This window comes from Polymorphobacter sp., assembly GCF_051860865.1.
Lineage (GTDB): Bacteria > Pseudomonadota > Alphaproteobacteria > Sphingomonadales > Sphingomonadaceae > Sandarakinorhabdus.
In genome coordinates this window covers 1-15,525 of the sequence record NZ_JBIMKZ010000073.1, presented here as the reverse complement: position 1 = coordinate 15,525, position 15,525 = coordinate 1, and the positions used below count along the sequence as shown (strand labels likewise).

Annotated in this window: 16 protein-coding genes; 9 read left to right on the top strand and 7 right to left on the bottom strand. The window is 68.4% G+C overall.

Annotated elements, in window-relative coordinates:
• From ACTIFJ_RS12475 to ACTIFJ_RS12465, 3 genes are all read right to left on the bottom strand, one after another.
• Window positions 1-1,035, bottom strand: a 1,035-nt coding sequence (locus ACTIFJ_RS12475; RefSeq protein WP_439534437.1) for a class I SAM-dependent methyltransferase, incomplete at its 3' end; no start/stop codon positions are given.
• A 34-nt stretch (window positions 1,036-1,069) separates the two neighbouring features.
• On the bottom strand, window positions 1,070-2,458 hold the full coding sequence (locus tag ACTIFJ_RS12470) for a flavin monoamine oxidase family protein (protein ID WP_439534436.1): 1,389 nt from the start codon (window positions 2,456-2,458) through the stop codon (window positions 1,070-1,072).
• Window positions 2,455-3,369, bottom strand: a complete 915-nt coding sequence (locus ACTIFJ_RS12465) for a formylglycine-generating enzyme family protein (RefSeq protein WP_439534435.1) — start codon at window positions 3,367-3,369, stop codon at window positions 2,455-2,457. The genes ACTIFJ_RS12470 and ACTIFJ_RS12465 overlap by 4 nt, the downstream gene beginning before the upstream one ends.
• A 161-nt stretch (window positions 3,370-3,530) precedes the next feature.
• Between ACTIFJ_RS12465 and ACTIFJ_RS12460 the strand changes: the two genes are divergently transcribed.
• The 9 genes from ACTIFJ_RS12460 to ACTIFJ_RS12420 all read left to right on the top strand — a co-directional run bounded on the left by ACTIFJ_RS12460 (window position 3,531) and on the right by ACTIFJ_RS12420 (window position 12,566).
• The gene (locus ACTIFJ_RS12460; RefSeq protein WP_439534434.1) at window positions 3,531-4,787 is read left to right on the top strand and encodes an MFS transporter; all 1,257 of its coding nucleotides are present in this window, start codon (window positions 3,531-3,533) and stop codon (window positions 4,785-4,787) included.
• A 1-nt stretch (window position 4,788) separates the two neighbouring features.
• On the top strand, window positions 4,789-5,712 hold the full coding sequence (locus ACTIFJ_RS12455) for an ABC transporter permease (RefSeq protein ID WP_439534433.1): 924 nt from the start codon (window positions 4,789-4,791) through the stop codon (window positions 5,710-5,712).
• Window positions 5,709-6,581, top strand: a complete 873-nt coding sequence (locus ACTIFJ_RS12450; protein WP_439534432.1) for an ABC transporter permease — start codon at window positions 5,709-5,711, stop codon at window positions 6,579-6,581. The genes ACTIFJ_RS12455 and ACTIFJ_RS12450 overlap by 4 nt, the downstream gene beginning before the upstream one ends.
• Window positions 6,582-6,594: 13 nt before the next feature.
• Window positions 6,595-7,557 (top strand): ABC transporter ATP-binding protein, encoded by a 963-nt coding sequence (locus tag ACTIFJ_RS12445; protein WP_439534431.1) that lies wholly within the window; start codon window positions 6,595-6,597, stop codon window positions 7,555-7,557.
• On the top strand, window positions 7,554-8,570 hold the full coding sequence (locus ACTIFJ_RS12440) for an ABC transporter ATP-binding protein (protein ID WP_439534430.1): 1,017 nt from the start codon (window positions 7,554-7,556) through the stop codon (window positions 8,568-8,570). The genes ACTIFJ_RS12445 and ACTIFJ_RS12440 overlap by 4 nt, the downstream gene beginning before the upstream one ends.
• A gap of 53 nt (window positions 8,571-8,623) precedes the next feature.
• The gene (locus ACTIFJ_RS12435; RefSeq protein WP_439534429.1) at window positions 8,624-9,157 is read left to right on the top strand and encodes a hypothetical protein; all 534 of its coding nucleotides are present in this window, start codon (window positions 8,624-8,626) and stop codon (window positions 9,155-9,157) included.
• Entirely contained in the window at window positions 9,154-10,035 is an 882-nt protein-coding gene (locus tag ACTIFJ_RS12430) for a hypothetical protein (protein ID WP_439534428.1), read from the top strand. Before ACTIFJ_RS12435 ends, ACTIFJ_RS12430 begins: the two co-directional genes overlap by 4 nt.
• Window positions 10,036-10,059: 24 nt before the next feature.
• The gene (locus ACTIFJ_RS12425) at window positions 10,060-10,467 is read left to right on the top strand and encodes an oligopeptide/dipeptide ABC transporter ATP-binding protein (protein ID WP_439534438.1); all 408 of its coding nucleotides are present in this window, start codon (window positions 10,060-10,062) and stop codon (window positions 10,465-10,467) included.
• 425 nt (window positions 10,468-10,892) lie between these two features.
• Window positions 10,893-12,566 carry a putative bifunctional diguanylate cyclase/phosphodiesterase gene (locus ACTIFJ_RS12420; protein WP_439534427.1) on the top strand — a complete coding sequence of 558 codons (1,674 nt, stop codon included), beginning with the start codon at window positions 10,893-10,895 and terminating at the stop codon, window positions 12,564-12,566.
• A 12-nt stretch (window positions 12,567-12,578) separates the two neighbouring features.
• Here the strand turns inward: ACTIFJ_RS12420 and ACTIFJ_RS12415 are convergent, their stop codons facing one another.
• The 4 genes from ACTIFJ_RS12415 to ACTIFJ_RS12400 all read right to left on the bottom strand — a co-directional run.
• The gene (locus ACTIFJ_RS12415) at window positions 12,579-13,292 is read right to left on the bottom strand and encodes an SDR family NAD(P)-dependent oxidoreductase (RefSeq protein ID WP_439534426.1); all 714 of its coding nucleotides are present in this window, start codon (window positions 13,290-13,292) and stop codon (window positions 12,579-12,581) included.
• Window positions 13,293-13,294: 2 nt separating this feature from the next.
• Window positions 13,295-14,008 (bottom strand): TenA family transcriptional regulator, encoded by a 714-nt coding sequence (locus ACTIFJ_RS12410; protein ID WP_439534425.1) that lies wholly within the window; start codon window positions 14,006-14,008, stop codon window positions 13,295-13,297.
• Window positions 14,009-14,026: 18 nt separating this feature from the next.
• Window positions 14,027-14,203 carry an MJ0042-type zinc finger domain-containing protein gene (locus ACTIFJ_RS12405; RefSeq protein ID WP_439534424.1) on the bottom strand — a complete coding sequence of 59 codons (177 nt, stop codon included), beginning with the start codon at window positions 14,201-14,203 and terminating at the stop codon, window positions 14,027-14,029.
• A partial coding sequence (locus ACTIFJ_RS12400; RefSeq protein WP_439534423.1) for a UbiD family decarboxylase domain-containing protein occupies window positions 14,194-15,525 on the bottom strand: 1,332 nt, incomplete at its 5' end. The genes ACTIFJ_RS12405 and ACTIFJ_RS12400, both read right to left, overlap by 10 nt.

The following is a 15,525-nucleotide window of genomic DNA, read 5'->3' as shown; positions in this document are numbered from 1 at the left end:
CGGAAAGCCCGCGGCGACGAGCTCGGCGCGGAAGTCGCAGGTGGCGTATTCGAGCCAGAAGGGTTCGTTGTTGTAGTTGAGGTCATAGGCGCGTTCGGCTTCTTCCCAGGGGGCCTTGTCGCGGAACAGCAGGTCGACGTCCTGGTGGATGCAGATGCCGCCGGGTGCCAACAGTCGCAGGCTTTCGGCGGCCACGCGTCGCCGGGTTTTGCCGGAGATTTCGTGGAAGAGGTTGTGGCTGACGATCAGGTCGAAATGGCCATCGGGAAAGCCGGTGTTGCCGGCGTCGGCCTGGTGGAAGTGCACGGGCACGCCGATGGCTTCGGCCCGGGAGTGGGCGTAGCGCAGCATCGAGGCGCCGATATCGCAGGCGTGGACTTCGCAGTCGGGGTAGGCGACCGGATATTCGACGCTGGCGCCGCCGGCCGAGCAGCCCATGTCGAGCATGCGCCTGGGCTGCCAGCCGGGCCGTTCGCCGGCCAGCCATTTGATCAGGGCACCGGCCTTGGAGTCGCTGCCGGCCATGCCGCGGCCCATCGAGTAGAGCCGGCCGCCGCTTTCGTAGAAGGCGCCGGCGATGATGCTGTCGCCGTCCGGATCGGGCGGGCAATAGCCTTCGGGCTGCAGGTGGATGAAGCAGTCCTCGTAGATCTTTTCGGGGGTGAACGCCGGGTCGAGGGTCAGCGAGCCCCGCTTGGCGGGGTCGGCGATCAGCCGCGCGGCCTCGGCCTCCATCCGGTCCTTTTCGCGGTAGACGGTCTCGCCGACCGACTGCCACATCATCTCCTGGCTGGCGCGGTTGATCGACTTGGTGAAGCGGTAGTGGGACGTGTTGTCGAGCGCCTCCTCGGCCTCGGCGCGGGTCTCGGGCGGCCGGCCGTGTGCGGCGATATAGGCCGGCTCGCCCTGCTTGCGATAGGCCAGCCCGGCGCCGGGGCGCAGGCTGCCCATCACATGCCGCTTCAGGGCCAGGACAAACCGCTGCCGTGCCATTTCATCGGCGGTGCTGCGGGCCAACATGCTGTGCGCGCTCATCGATCGGCTCCTTTTGGGTAGTTTATGCTCATCCTCAAACCAGTTCCAGCAGTTGCAAGGCCGCACGTTCGCCGGCCTCGCAGGCGCCTTCCATGCCCTGTTGCAGGTCGGCGAGATGCTCGCCGGCAAAGCGCACCCGCCCCCAGGGCTGGCGCATCGCCTCGAACAGCGTCGTCCCCTGCCCCGGCGCCAGATAATGATAGGCCCCGCCGGACATGCTGGTCGCGTCCCAGCGCGTCACCGCCCCGGCCGCCAGCGCGCCGGCACTGGCCGGCCGCGCCTGTGCCAGTTCGTCGATCACCCAGGCGGACAGTGAAGCATCGTCCATCGCAGCGCCACGCGCCGCAGACGTGCCGCGCAGCCAACAGGCCAGCGTCGGCAGCCCGCCGTCCTGCCCGCCGGCAGCGGTGATCCGCTGCACCGGCCCGTCGACATACATCGCCGGCGGCAGCCCGTCCTGCTCCCAGAACGGCCGCACCACCCGCAGCGTCACCATCAGGATCGCCGAATAGGGCAGGCTGCGCACGGCGTGCAGAAAGGCCGGCGCCGGTGCCGGGTCGAGCGCCACCCGCGCCAGCGCCGGAAACGGCAGCGCGCAAATGCCGAACCGCCCGCGGTAGCGCCGCCCGTCCCGCGTCCGCATCTCGACGCCGCGCCCGTCCTGGCTGATCGCCGCCACCACCGCCCCTGTCCGCACCGCATCGCCGAGGCTTGTCGCCATGGCGCGCGGCAGCGCCTGCGACCCGCCCTTCACCCGCCAGCTCTCCCCGGCCTCGAAGATTTCCGCCAGCCGCTTCCGGCAGGCGAACTGCGCCGACATCGCCGGGAGAGAGGGCCCGTCGAACCAGTGCTGCATCAGCCGCAGCGCCTCGGCGTCCGCCCCACCCTGGCGCAGCAGCGCCGACACGCCGATCGCATCGAGCCCGGCATGCGCCGGCGCCCGCCAGTCATCGAGCACCGCCACCGGATTGGCCCGGTCGAGATAATGGGCATAGAGCCGCCCCGGGGACATGCCGCGCGCCGCCCCGACCAGCCGGTTCGCCGGGCTCGCCGCCCAGTCGGCCGCCGCCATCGCCTGCCCGCCGGCCAGGATCGCGTCGCCCGGCACCGGCCCGGCGCGCGGGAAGGTCCGCAGCCCCAGCGCATCCATCTCGCGCCGCACCCGCGCATACATCGCCCCGATCGTCTGCCCGCCCGCCTCGGGCCGCCCCGGCAGGTGATCGAGCGTCTTCAGCCGCCCACCGACCTCGGCGCCAGCCTCCAGCACGATCACCGTCAGCCCTTCCGCCGCCAGCAGCCGCGCCGCATAAAGCCCTGCCAGCCCGCCCCCCGCCACCAGCACATCGGCGCTCTCGATAGCCGCCGCGTGGACGGGGAGCGCCGCAAGCGCCAGCCCGGCGCCGAGCAGGCTGCGCCGTCTCACCGCGCCGCCCGCGCCGCCTCATCGGCGGACAGGTCCCGCGCCACCCGAAAGCCGAACATGAAATAGCGCACATCGGCCGGATCGCGCCCCCGAAAGGTCACCCGGTTGCGGTCCGGCCGCGTCATCCAGCTCCCCCCGCGCACCCCGCGCCGGTCGCAGGGCGAGGCCTCCACCGCCGCCTGCCCGCCATGATCGGCCGGATAGGGCACGACATGGCAGTCCTGCACCCATTCCCAGACGTTGCCAATCATGTCGTGCAGCCCGAAGGCGTTGGCCTTGTACCGCCCCACCGGCGCCACCGTCGCGGCGCCGTCATTGCACCTCACCGAGGCCCAACTGAACCGCCCTGCCCCCGCCGCATCATAGAGATTGGCAAAGCCGCACCCCGCCTCGGGGTCATCACCCCAGTAGAAATCGGTCGTCGTCCCGGCCCGCGCGGCATATTCCCATTCCGCCTCGCTCGGCAGCCGGTACGGCTTGCCAGTCACCCCCGCCAGCCAGTCGGCATAGGCCCGGGCATCGTTCCAGGACACGCAGGCCACCGGCTCGTCCGGCCTCGGCTCGCGGCCATAGCCCGGGTCCTGCCACCGCGCCTTGTCGAACGCCACGCTGTCCTTGGGCCAGACCTCGCACCCCGCCGCATCGGCGGCGCCGGTCGCCTTGACGAAGCGCGCGAACTGCCGGTTTGTCACCTCCGTTACCGCCATCCCGAACGGCCGCTCGATCGTCACCGCATGCGCCGGCCCGTCCGGCCGCCCCGGCTCACCCCGGTCAGCCCCCATGGTGAAGCGGCCAGCCGGGATCAGCGCAATTGCCGCACAGTCCCGGCAATCCCGCACCTGCGGCGGCTGCGCGGTCGCCGCCGACGCCCAGGCCAGCAGCAGCAGCAACCCCGTTCGCCCGTGCATCATTGCCGCATCCCCGAATTCCCCGGCGTAAAGCCCTTGAGCCCGCGCCCTTCCGCGCTTAAACATTATGTTGTCATAACGACATTATCTTGTCACCATCAATCGTGTTTCATCGGGGGGAATTCCAGTGCCGGCCACACGCATCATGAGCCCTGCCGCCTGACATGCCGGCCCGCACCGCGCCCGATTCCCTGCACGCCCGCTGGACGCTGTGGCTTGTGGTCTTCGTCGACCTGATCGGCTTCGGCATTCTCGCACCGCTGGTCCCCTTTTACGCGATGCGCACCGGGCTGACACCCGCGATGATCACGCTGGTCATCGCCGCCTATTCGCTGTGCCAATTCGCCGCGATGCCGCTCTGGGGCCATATCTCGGACACGCGCGGCCGCCGCCCGGTGCTGCTCGTTTCGATGGCCGGCCACGCCGTCTCCTATGCGATGCTCGGCATCGCCGACAGCTGGCCGATGCTGCTGCTTGCCCGCGTGCTCGGCGGCGTCACCTCGGCCAACCTCGTCACCGCCTATGCCTATATCACCGACGTCACCCCGCCCGCCGACCGCGCCAAGGCGATGGGCCGCATCTCCGCCGCCTTCGGCCTCGGCTTCGTCGTCGGCCCGGCGCTCGGCGGCCTGCTCGCCGGCGGCACGTCGGTCGACGATGCCAACCTGCTGCGCCCGGCGCTCGCCGCCGGCGGCCTGTCGCTCGTCTCGTTCATCGGCATCCTGCTGTTCCTGCCCGAGAGTCACCACCCCGGCGCCGCCGACCCCGGTGCCCCCCGGCGCAGCCTGCTCAAGGGCTTCTCCAACGTGCTGGCGCGGCCGGTGCTGGCCGGGCTGGTCGCCATCTGCATCATGGTCATCACCTTCGTCGCCGCCCGCGAGGCGATCTTCGCCATCTGGGCGCATGACGAGATCGGCCTCAGCCCGCGCCAGATCGGCCTGCTGCTCGGCGTCTCCGGCGGCACCATCTCGCTGTTCCAGTTCTTCGCCATGGGGCCGCTGGCCCGGCGCTTCGGCTCGTTCGGCCTCGTTCAGACCGCGCTGTCGCTCTATGTCGTCGCCTTCGGCAGCCTGATCTTCGCCACCAGCTGGCTGCATGTCGGCATGGCCACCGTCGTCGCCGCCATCGCCACCGCGCTGTTCCAGACCAACATGCAGACCTTGATCTCGGCCGGTGCCCAGCCGCATGAACGTGGCATGGTGATGGGGGTCTATCAGGGGTCGAGCTCGCTCGCCCGCTTCGGCGGCCAGGCGGTCGCCGGCTCGATGTTCGCCTTCATCGGGCCGAACGCGCCCTTCGCCGCCGGCGCCGCGATGATGGTCCCGGCCTTCCTGCTGCTGCTCTGGGTCGGCCGCCGGCTACGCGCCGAAGCCGACACTGACCTCGCGCTCGCCGAGCCCGACATCGGAGGGGGCCACTGACATGGGCGGTCTCATCCTCCGGCGGCTGGCGGTGGCGCTGCCCACCATCTTCCTGATCATCACCGCCTCCTTCTTCCTGATGCGGCTGGCGCCCGGCGGCCCCTTCGATGCCGAGGTCGATCTCGATCCCTTCGTGAAGGCCAATCTGGAAGCCATCTATGGGCTCGACCAACCAATCGGCACCCAGTATCTGCGCTATCTCACCGGCCTGTTCCAGGGCGAGCTCGGCCCCTCCACCACCTATCCCGATCGCAGCGTCGGCGAGCTGATCGCCGATGGCCTGCCGGTCACCCTCAAGCTCGGCTTCACCGCCATCGCGCTCGCCGCCTTCCTCGGCATCGTCGCCGGCATCACCGCGGCGCGCAACCAGAACAGCCTGCTCGATGCCGGCGTCATGGGCTTCGCCTCGATCGGCATCGCACTGCCCAATTTCGTCGTCGCCCCCGCGCTCACCTTGGTGTTCGGCATCTATCTCCAGCTGCTCCCCGTCGCCGGCTGGGGAGACGGCGAATTCCGCAACTGGATCCTGCCGGTAATCGCGCTGGCGCTGCCGCAGGTCGCCGCCATCGCCCGCATCATGCGCGGCGCCATGCTCGAAACCCTGTCCGCCGACTATATCCGCACCGCCCGCGCCAAGGGCATGCCGGAGGGCCGGGTCATCCGCCGCCACGCGCTGCAATCGGCCTTCCTGCCGGTGATGAGCTATCTCGGCCCGGCCATCGCCGCCGTGCTCACCGGCTCGGTCATCGTCGAGCAGCTGTTCGCCCTGCCCGGCATCGGCCGCTTCTTCGTCCAGGGCGCCGTGGCGCGGGACTATGGCCTCGTCCTCGGCGTGGTCATCCTCTATGCCACGGCGCTGATCCTCATCAACCTGATCGTCGACATCGCCTATGGCTGGCTCGATCCGCGCGCGAGGGTGAAATGACCGCAACCGTGTCGCCATCCGTATCGATGTCGGTCTGGGCGCAGGCCCGCCGCCGCTTCCTCGCCAACCGCGCCGCCGTCGGCGGACTCATCGCGCTGACGCTGATCGCGCTGCTCGCCATCCTCGTGCCGATGGTCTGGCCGCACAGCCTCGATGAGGGCTCGCTGACCGCCATCGGCCAGCCGCCGAGCCTCGCCGATTTCCACTGGTTCGGCACCGATGCCAACGGCCGGGATCTGTTCGTCCGCGTCTTCTTCGGCGCCCGCATCAGCCTCGCCATCGGCCTCATCGCCACCGTCATCGCGCTGACCATCGGCGTCGTCTACGGCGCCACCGCCGGCTATGCCGGCGGCACCACCGACCTGGTGATGATGCGCGTCGTCGATATCCTCTATGCGCTGCCGTTGCTGTTCCTGATCATCGTGCTGGTCACCATCCTCGGCAACAACATCTTCCTGATCTTCGCCGCCATCGGCGCCGTCGAATGGCTGACCATGGCCCGGATCGTCCGCGGCCAGACCATCTCGATCAAGAACCGCGAATATATCGAGGCCGCCCGCGCCATCGACCTGCCCACCGCGCGGATCATCAGCCGCTATGTCATCCCCAACGCCATCGGCCCGGTCATCGTCTATGCCACGCTGCTGATCCCCATCAACATCATCGTCGAAAGCTCGCTGTCCTTTCTCGGGCTGGGCGTGCAGGAGCCGCTGACCAGCTGGGGCCTGCTGATCAACCAGGGCGCCAGCCAGCTCGACAGCGCGCCCTGGGCGCTCGGCTTTCCGGCAACGCTGCTGGCGATCACCATGCTGTCCTTCAACTATGTCGGCGACGGGCTGCGCGACGCTCTCGACCCCCGGCAAAGATAAGAAGGCAACACTGATGCCCTTGCTCGAAATCGAGAACCTCTCGGTCAGCTTCCGCACCCCGCGCGGGATCGTCCGCGCCGTGGACAGCGTCAGCTTCAGCCTCGAGCCCGGCCGCTGCCTCGGCATCGTCGGCGAGTCCGGCTCGGGCAAGAGCCAGACCATGCTCGGCCTGCTCGGCCTGCTGCCGTCGAACGGCATGGTCAGCGGCTCGGCGCTGTTCAACGGTGAACAGATGGTCGGCATGCCACGTTCCCGGCTCGATCAGTTGCGCGGCTCGGCGCTGGCGCTGATCTTCCAGGATTCGATCACCGGCCTCACCCCGCACATGCGGATCGGCGACCAATTGGCCGAAGTCCTCCAGGTCCACAGCGGCCTGTCGCGCCGCGCCGCCTGGGCCGAGGCCGCCCAGCTGCTGGAAATCGTCCAGATCAGCGAGCCCGAGCGCCGGCTGAAGCAATATCCGCACGAGCTGTCCGGCGGCATGCGTCAGCGGGTGATGATCGCCATGGCGCTGCTCTGCAAACCCGCGCTGCTCATCGCCGACGAGCCGACGACGGCACTCGATGTCACCGTCCAGGCCAGCATCCTGCGCGCCTTCGCCAAGCTCAAGCAGCACACCGATACCGCCATCATCCTGATCACCCATGATCTCGGCGTCGTCGCCGGCCTGTGCGACGAGGTCGCGGTGATGTACGCCGGTCGCCTCGTCGAGCGCGCCCCAGCCCAGGCGCTGTTCTCGGACCCGAAGCACCCGTACACGCGCGGCCTGCTCGCCTGCATGCCGCGCCCGGACACCGATCCGCTGGACGAGCTGCCGGTCATCGCCGGCCAGCCGCCCGATCTCGGCGCGCTGCCGGCCGGATGCGCCTTCAGCCCGCGCTGCCCCCAGGCCGGCCCTGTCTGCGCCGACACCCCACCCGCCCTCCGGCAATCACCCGCGCGCGCCGTCGCCTGCCACGCGGCCGAACCCGCATGACCGCTTCCCCTCTCTCGGCCGCCCTGCTCTCGCTCGAAACCGTCTCCGTCACCTTCCCGGTCGGCGGCGGCCTGTTCCGCAAGCCGCAGCCGCTCCAGGCCGTGCGCGGCGTCAGCCTCAGCGTCCGCGCCGGGGACCGGATCGGCATCGTCGGCGAATCCGGCTGCGGAAAATCCACCCTCGCCCGCGCCGCGCTCGGATTCGTGCCCGCCAGCGAAGGCCGGGTGCTCTGGCGCGGCCAGGACATCGCCACCCTGTCTGACCCCGACCGCCGCAAGTTCCGCGCCGCCGTCCAGATCATCTTCCAGAACCCGCTGGCCAGCCTCAACCCGCGGATGACGGTCGGGGACATCATCGCCGAGCCGCTGGAGATCTTCGCCCCCGAGCTGCCCGCCGCCGAACGCCGGGCGCGCGCCGAGCAATGGCTGGTCCGCGTCGGGCTGCGCGCCGACATGGCCAACCGGTTCCCGTCGGAATTTTCCGGCGGCCAGGCCCAGCGCATCGCCATCGCCCGCGCCATGATCAGCGGCCCCGAGCTGCTGATCTGCGACGAAGCCGTGTCGGCGCTCGATGTCTCGATCAAGGCCCAGGTCATCAACCTGCTCAAGCAACTGAGCCGAGACACCGGCGTCGCCCTGCTGTTCATCAGCCATGATCTCGCCATCGTCCGCCAGATCGCCACAAACGTTATGGTCATGTACCTCGGCCGCACCATGGAGACGGCGCCGGCCGCGACCTTGTTCGCCGATCCGCGCCATCCCTATACCCAGGCGCTGCTCTCCGCCGCCCCGATCCCCGATCCCGCCGCCGAAGCCGCGCGCACCCCGATCATCCTCGGCACCGACCTGCCCTCGCCCCTCGCCCCGCCATCCGGCTGCGTCTTCCGAACCCGCTGCCCGATCGCCAAGCCCAACTGCATCCGCATCATCCCGCCGCTCACCGGCCCCGACACCCACCAGACCGCCTGCCATTATGCCGGCACCGACCTTCGCGCCCTCGCTGCCGCGCAATAGCCGATATTGCACTGGCCCCGGCGCCTGTTATTGATGGGCACAGGGGGGGCCCGATGCATCGTTCAGCAATTCTCGCCGCGCTGTTGTTCAGCACGCCCAGCCGGTCGCAGCCAGCCTTGCCGGACCCGGCAGGCATCGCCGTGCCCGATCTCTCCGGCTCGGCCGCGCCCGATGTCGTCGCCAACGGCTGGAAATATTTCGTCTTCCGCAAAGCCGGCATCAGCTTTGCCAAGGCCCATGACGACATGACCGATTGCGCCCGCCATCTGCGCCCCGCCATATGGGCCAATGTCATGCTGCCCCGCTTCGTGCCCTGGCAGCGCAGCACGGCAACCAGAACCATCACGATCGTCAACCCTTATGGCCTGGTCGGGGATCTGATGCTTGGCGCCATCGAAGGCACGCTGATTCGCCGCGACCGGCAGTCGAAGATGCGCCGCTGCCTGGAGCCGCGCGGTTATATCCGCTACGGCATCGCCGAGGAAATCTGGGAGAATATCACCGCGCTCCCCGCCGACCAGTCGGTCGCGGTCATGGCAAAAATCGCCGCCGGCCCGGACTTCGGCGGAAAGGTGCCGATCAAATGAACCGCAAGACGATCACTCTGCTCCTCGCCCTGCTTGCCCCCGCACCGTCATACGCTGCCACGCGGACCGAGCCTCTGGTCCCCATCCTCGCCACCCAGCCGCTCAGCCTGCGCGCCGACCGCGCCTATCTCCTGCTCCGGACCCGCCCGCGCAGCCCGGCGCCGACCCTGATGCGCATTCCGGACGATGCCGAACTCGCCGCCTATGATCACGCCCGCCGCACCGCGTTCACTGCCGCCGAGCCCAGGCTTGTCGAGCGTCGCAATGCCATGATCGCCCGCCAGCAGGCGGCGCTTGCGGCTGGCAAGTCGTTCAACCAGGCCATCCCCCCGGTGCCGAGCCTCGCCAGCTTCGAATTCGTCGACGAGGAGCGGTCGAACCTCGCCAATGTGCCGATCGGCAAGCCTTATGAAAAGACCGAATCCGCCCGCACCTATCTGCTCGAAGTCACGCCCGGCGATTACCTGTTCTACGGGATCGGCTTTGCGAACGCGCTCCACACCTGCCTCTGCCTCGGCACCGTCGGTTTTGCGGCGCCGGCCGGGCGCATTACCGACCTCGGGGAAATCATCGCCGTCCCCGCCGCCCAGCCGTCCGACATTCCCGAGCTCGCCGGCGAAACCGGGCTCGGCGCGAGTGTCAACGGCCATATCGCGCTGTGGGCCGCCGCCGTCAGACCTGATCACCGACCCCTGCCCGCCCCGCTCGCAGCCCAGCCCGTGCAGCCCGCCGACTACCGCGCCATCGGCAAGTTCGTCAGCCCGCTGGCTTTCAACATCAACCGCCTTGCCCCTATCCCCGGCATTCTCGGCTATCGTGCCGGCATGGTCATGGACCTTAAATCGAACAGCCCAGCCCCGGACAATTACGCCAATTAAGGCTGTGGCCCCAGCCGGTCGAGCATCGGCGCGTCTACCGGCCCCGGCGCCGCGCAGTTCACCCGCATTCCCGCCACGCTGTTCGCCGATCCCCGCCACCCCTACACCCAGGCGCTGCTCTCCGCCGCGCCGATCCCCGATCCCGTCGCCGAGGCCGCGCGCACCCCGATCATCCTCGGCACCGACCTGCCCTCGCCCTTCGCCCCGCCATCCGGCTGCGTCTTCCGCACCGCTGCCCGATTGCCAAACCCAACTGCATCCGCATCATCCCGCCCCTCACCGGCCCCGATACCCACCAGACCGCCTGCCATTATGCCGGCACGGATCTGCGCGCCCATGTGGCGGCGTAGCGGACCCCTGAGACTGCAAAAGATCATGGATCGGGGATGCCGACTGCCGGATCAAAAAATCCGATCTGATCGCAATGATTAACGCAAAAGCCCGAGCATCACGATTGCCGTACATCTAGTATGCCATGGTCGTATTTGTCACTGTATACATTTGAACATTTAATCAATAAGGGGATTATGGTCGAATCAAAATCATGATGTTCGGTGCGTAAATAGTGGAATCGCGACATGTTTCGCAAATATTTATCCGAAGATCTGTTGCATTGGCAATCAAGTGACAGTTTGCTGGCAGAGCAATTTTACAATTTGCGGCCGCAAGTACCAACAATGTATATCGCGGTCTTTATCAACATGTTGTTCCTCGCGGCGGTGAGCGCGCCGGAAGCAGGCCGCGTCGCCTTGGCACCTGCCGCCATCATCGGATCCCTGATCGGCATACGTCTTGTCAGCTTGATCTGGCAGCCCGGCGTCAGGGCTGAATCGACGATCCGCCAAATGCGCACATCGATGACGCAGACGTTGATCGTCGCCGCCCCCCTGTCGATCGGCCTCGCCATCTGGAGCCATTATATTCTGCACAACGCCAATGAAGCAGGGGCCTATGTCGCGCTTTTCGCGGTGCTGTGCACGATATCCTGCGCCGCCTGCCTGTCGAGCCTGCCGCTTGCCGCCTATATCGTCATCGTCATCGGCACCATTCCGGTATCGATCTCGCTGCTTACGAGCGGCGATACGATGCTCGCCAGCATGGGGGCGAACATCCTGCTGATCGCCCCCCTGATCGTCGGTCTTATCCACCGCCAACACCAGCAGCTTCGCCGCCTCGTCGAATCACGCAGCTTCATCGCCGCCGAACAGTTGCGGGTCAGCGAACTGGCCTACAGCGACTCATTGACCGGCCTGGCCAATCGCCGGGCCTTTCTCGATGAGCTTGAAATTGCCTCGTCGGCGCGACCCGGCCTGATCCGCGCCGTCGGCATCCTCGATCTCGACGGCTTCAAGCTGATCAACGACAGCTATGGCCATCAGACCGGGGACGCGCTGCTGGTCGAAACGGCCAAACGCTTCCAGCAGCTGGACATCGGCGACGCAATGATCGCCCGGCTCGGCGGCGATGAATTCGCCGTCCTTCTCCGCAATGCCGACCGGCTCGAAGACGCCCGGCAGCGCATGGCGTTGCTCGGCGGGGTATTCGACCGGCCTTTCGTCGTCCACGGCAAGACATTCCGGCTCCGGGCCTCGACCGGCATGGCGATCGACGTGGCGGACACGGCGACGACGATGGCGCTGATCAATCGTGCCGACCTCGCGATGTACGAAGCAAAACGCGCCCACAGCGGCGCCATCGCCCTGTTCGAGCCGCTGATGGAGGCGCGTAACCGGCGCCGCGTGATGATCGAGCAGGCCCTGGCCATACCCGACGAGAGCAAGCTGATCGAGCTGTTCTATCAGCCGATCTTCGATCCAGGGACCCACGAGATCGTCGCCTTCGAGGCGCTGGCCCGCTGGACCCATCCGACGCTCGGGGTCATCTCGCCCGCCGAATTCATTCCGCTGGCCGAGCAATCGGGCATGTCACAGCCGATCACCATCCAGCTGCTGGCCATCGCCCTCGAGGCCGCAGCGCATTGGCCCCCATCGATTGCCCTGTCGTTCAATCTGAGCGGCGCCGACCTGAACTCCCCTTTACTGCCCAACTGCATCCTGGAGATGGTCCGAGAGCGCGCGTTCGATCCCGGCCGATTGTGGATCGAAGTCACCGAAACCGCGCTGCTCAGCGATTTCGCCACCGCGCGGTCGGCCCTGTCGCTGCTGCAAGCCGGCAACATCCGCATCCAGCTCGACGATTTCGGCGCTGGCTATGCCTCGATCGGCTATCTGCGCGAGCTCCAGTTCGACGGCATCAAGCTCGATGGCAGCCTCATCGCCCTGGCGACGGAAAGCCGGTCTGCGCTCGAACTGCTGGAAGGTGTGCTGCAGCTGTGCCGCGCGATCGGCACCCCGGTAACCGCCGAAATGGTAGAGAGCGCTGCCCAGCATGACCTGTTGTGTTCCCTGGGCGTCGAAAAGCTCCAGGGATTCTATCTTTCCAGGCCCCTGACGGCCGCGCAGGCGCTGCAGGCCTGCCTGGCAACACCGATGCGCCCACCCTCAGGCGACCCGTCGCGCGCCGCCGCCTGACGGCCCCATCGCTCAATCCAGCACCATCCCCCCCGACGGATTGAGCACCACCCCGGTCATCGCCCGCGCATTCTCCGACAGCAGAAACCCCACCGCCCGCGCCACGTCCCCCGCCGTCGCCAGCTCGCCCGTCAGCATCGCCCGGGCCAGCGCCGGCCGCCCCTCCGGCCCCAGCCGGTCGAGCATCGGCGTGTCGACCGGCCCCGGCGCCACGCAGTTCACCCGCACGCCCGCCGCCGCCCATTCCCTGGCCAGGTAGCGCGTCAAATTGATCAACCCGGCCTTGGCGCAGGCATAGGCCGCCCCGGACAGCGCGCTGCCGCCATTGCGGCCATTGGTCGAGGACAGCCACACCAGCCGCCCCCGGCTCGCCGCCAGCGGCCCCGCACAGGCCCGCGCCAGCAGAAACGCCGAGGTCAGGTTGGCGTCCATCACCCGCTGCCAGTCGGCCAGCGCCATCTCCGCCAGCGGACCCGCCCCGACGATCCCGGCGCAATGCACGACATCGTCGATCCGCCCATGCAGCGCCAGCACCTCGGCCACCGCCTCGCCCACCGCCGCCTCGGACGTCACGTCACACGCCCGCACGCCGGGGCCGGCAACAAGGTCGAGTCCCGCCACCGTGCCCCCTGCCTCCCGGTACATCGCCGCCACCGGCGCGCCGATGCCCCCCGCCGCCCCCGTCAACAGCAGCACCCGGCCGCTGGCGTCGAGCAGCGGCGTCACCCTCACGCCGCCTTCGACAGGCTCAGCGCCTCATGCACCTGCGACAGCATCGAATAGCGCAAGCTGGCCGATCCCCGCACCGCCTCGATCGCCATGTTCTGCGCCGCCTCGGTGTCGGCATATTTGTAGCAGAGCTCCAGCCCGATCCGCGCATGCTCGACATCATTCTCGACATGGACATGGAAGAATTCGAGCTCATCCTCGCTGAAGCCCATCCGCTCCATCGCGGTGATATAGCCCGGGTACAGCGTCGGCAGCTGCCCCTCCAGCGCCACCATGATGCCGGCGCAGGCTTCGTGCATCGGCCGGATCGTCGCCAGCTCCCAGATCCAGGCCCGCATCGCCCGCGTGCCGCCCAGCACCTCGCCGTTCATCTCGGCGTCGATCACCGCCTGCCGGTCCAGCCCGCACGCCTCGGCAAACTTCAGCAGCAGATTGGGATGGGACTTCTCCGGCGTCTCCGGCATTTCCTCGCCGACGAGGTTTTCCATCAGCAGCAACCGCCCCGCGGCATCGGGCATCCGCGCATAAAGCGCCGCAAACTGCTGCGGGATCGCCGAAATATAATAATAATGCTGCATCGCCCAGGCACCGAGCTGGGCTCGGCTCAGCCCGCCTTCGGACCAGGTCAGGCTGAACGGATGCTTGCCCGATCCCATCGGCTTCCGCGCCGCTTCAAGGGCGCTGTAGAATTCCTGCTCGCTACGCTTGGCCATGATCATTCTCCTCAAAAATCAGTCGGCAAAAAATTCATGATGACAGGCCGGGCAGTGCATCGGCACCCTGCGCTGGCCATGGATGGACGGGGACACCGGAAATGCCGTCCCGCACGACGGGCAGGACACCCAGATGCTGTTGCCCAGCTTTTCGGTCACGCCTTCGGACGGCGCCGGCAGCGGCTTCACTGGCATGGCCAGGCCTCCATCGCCCGCCCCTGCAGGATCGCCGCCGCCGCCGCCACCGCCTCGGCCGGGCTCTCGGCCACCGGCGGGCACGGCCGTGGCAGCCCCGCCCCGGCCCGCGCCGGCAGCGTCGCATCGATCCCCAGCTTGGACGCCGTCCGCGCGCCGGCCGCCAGCGACGGGTCGAGCGTCGAGGTCGACAGCCCGTCGACGCGCAGCACGTCGCGGTCCCACTGCACCCGCGTCGCCAGCCCCCACATCACCCGGCTCTCGTCGAACACATCGACGTCCATGTCGAACGCCGCCACCGTCTTCAGCCGCCGATAGGCCATGGCCGCGGCCAGCGCGTCGCGCGCCTCGCCCGGCCCCGGGTCCTCCAGCTGCAACCAGGCATGCAGCCGCCGGCCGGAGCTCGGCACATGGACATTGCGCAATGACGGCGCGATCTGGCGGATCAGCCCGAACAGCTTGCCCTCCATCGCCATATTGTCGGGCACCAGCATGTCGGCCAGCCCCGAGCCATAATCATGGTAGATTGCCCCCCGCCGATGAGTGATCGCGCTCACCTCGACGACCGGCGCCATCACCTGCGGCCCCAAATAGCCAGTGAACTCGCCGAACGGCCCGTCCGCCTCCAGCTGCCCCGGATGCGCCCAGCCCTCGATGACGATCTCGGCATCGGCCGGCACCATGATCTCCGGCCCCAGCGTCAGGCTCGGCGTCAGCGCGATCGCCTCCGCCGCCAGCCCGCCGGCGGCATCCCAGTGGGTGCGCGGATAGGCCAGCTTGGCCTGGGTGCCGATCACCACGGCGGGATGATGGCCGATCCAGAACGCCACCGGGCAGGGCTCGCCGCGCGCCCAGAACTTCCGCAGATTGATGGCATTGTGCGACGCCGGATAGGGATACCAGCTCATCCGCCTTGCGCCCTTGATCCAGCAGCGCTGGATCGCGGTGTTGTCGATGCGGCTTTCCGGGTCATAAGTCGTGGCATGGGCGGCGGTCAGATACGGCCCCGGATCGAGCCGGTGCTGCGTCGTCGCCGGCAGCCGGGTCATATCGGCCCTGTCGGTCAGCTCGACCTGGGCAATCGCCGCCTGCGCTCGCGGCACCCGGATTGGCTCGATCCCGCCGCGCGCCGCCGAGGCCAGCGCCATCGCCGCCTCGCGGTGATCGGCCAGGGACAGCATGTCCGCCACCAGCGCCCGGCTGGCGGTCAGGTTGCAGACCAGGGGAAAGTCGCTGACGCTGCCATCGGCCAGAACCGGCCGGTCGATCCTTACCACCGGATAGCGCCCGGCCGCGTCGAGCCCGTGCTGGAGCGCGGTAAT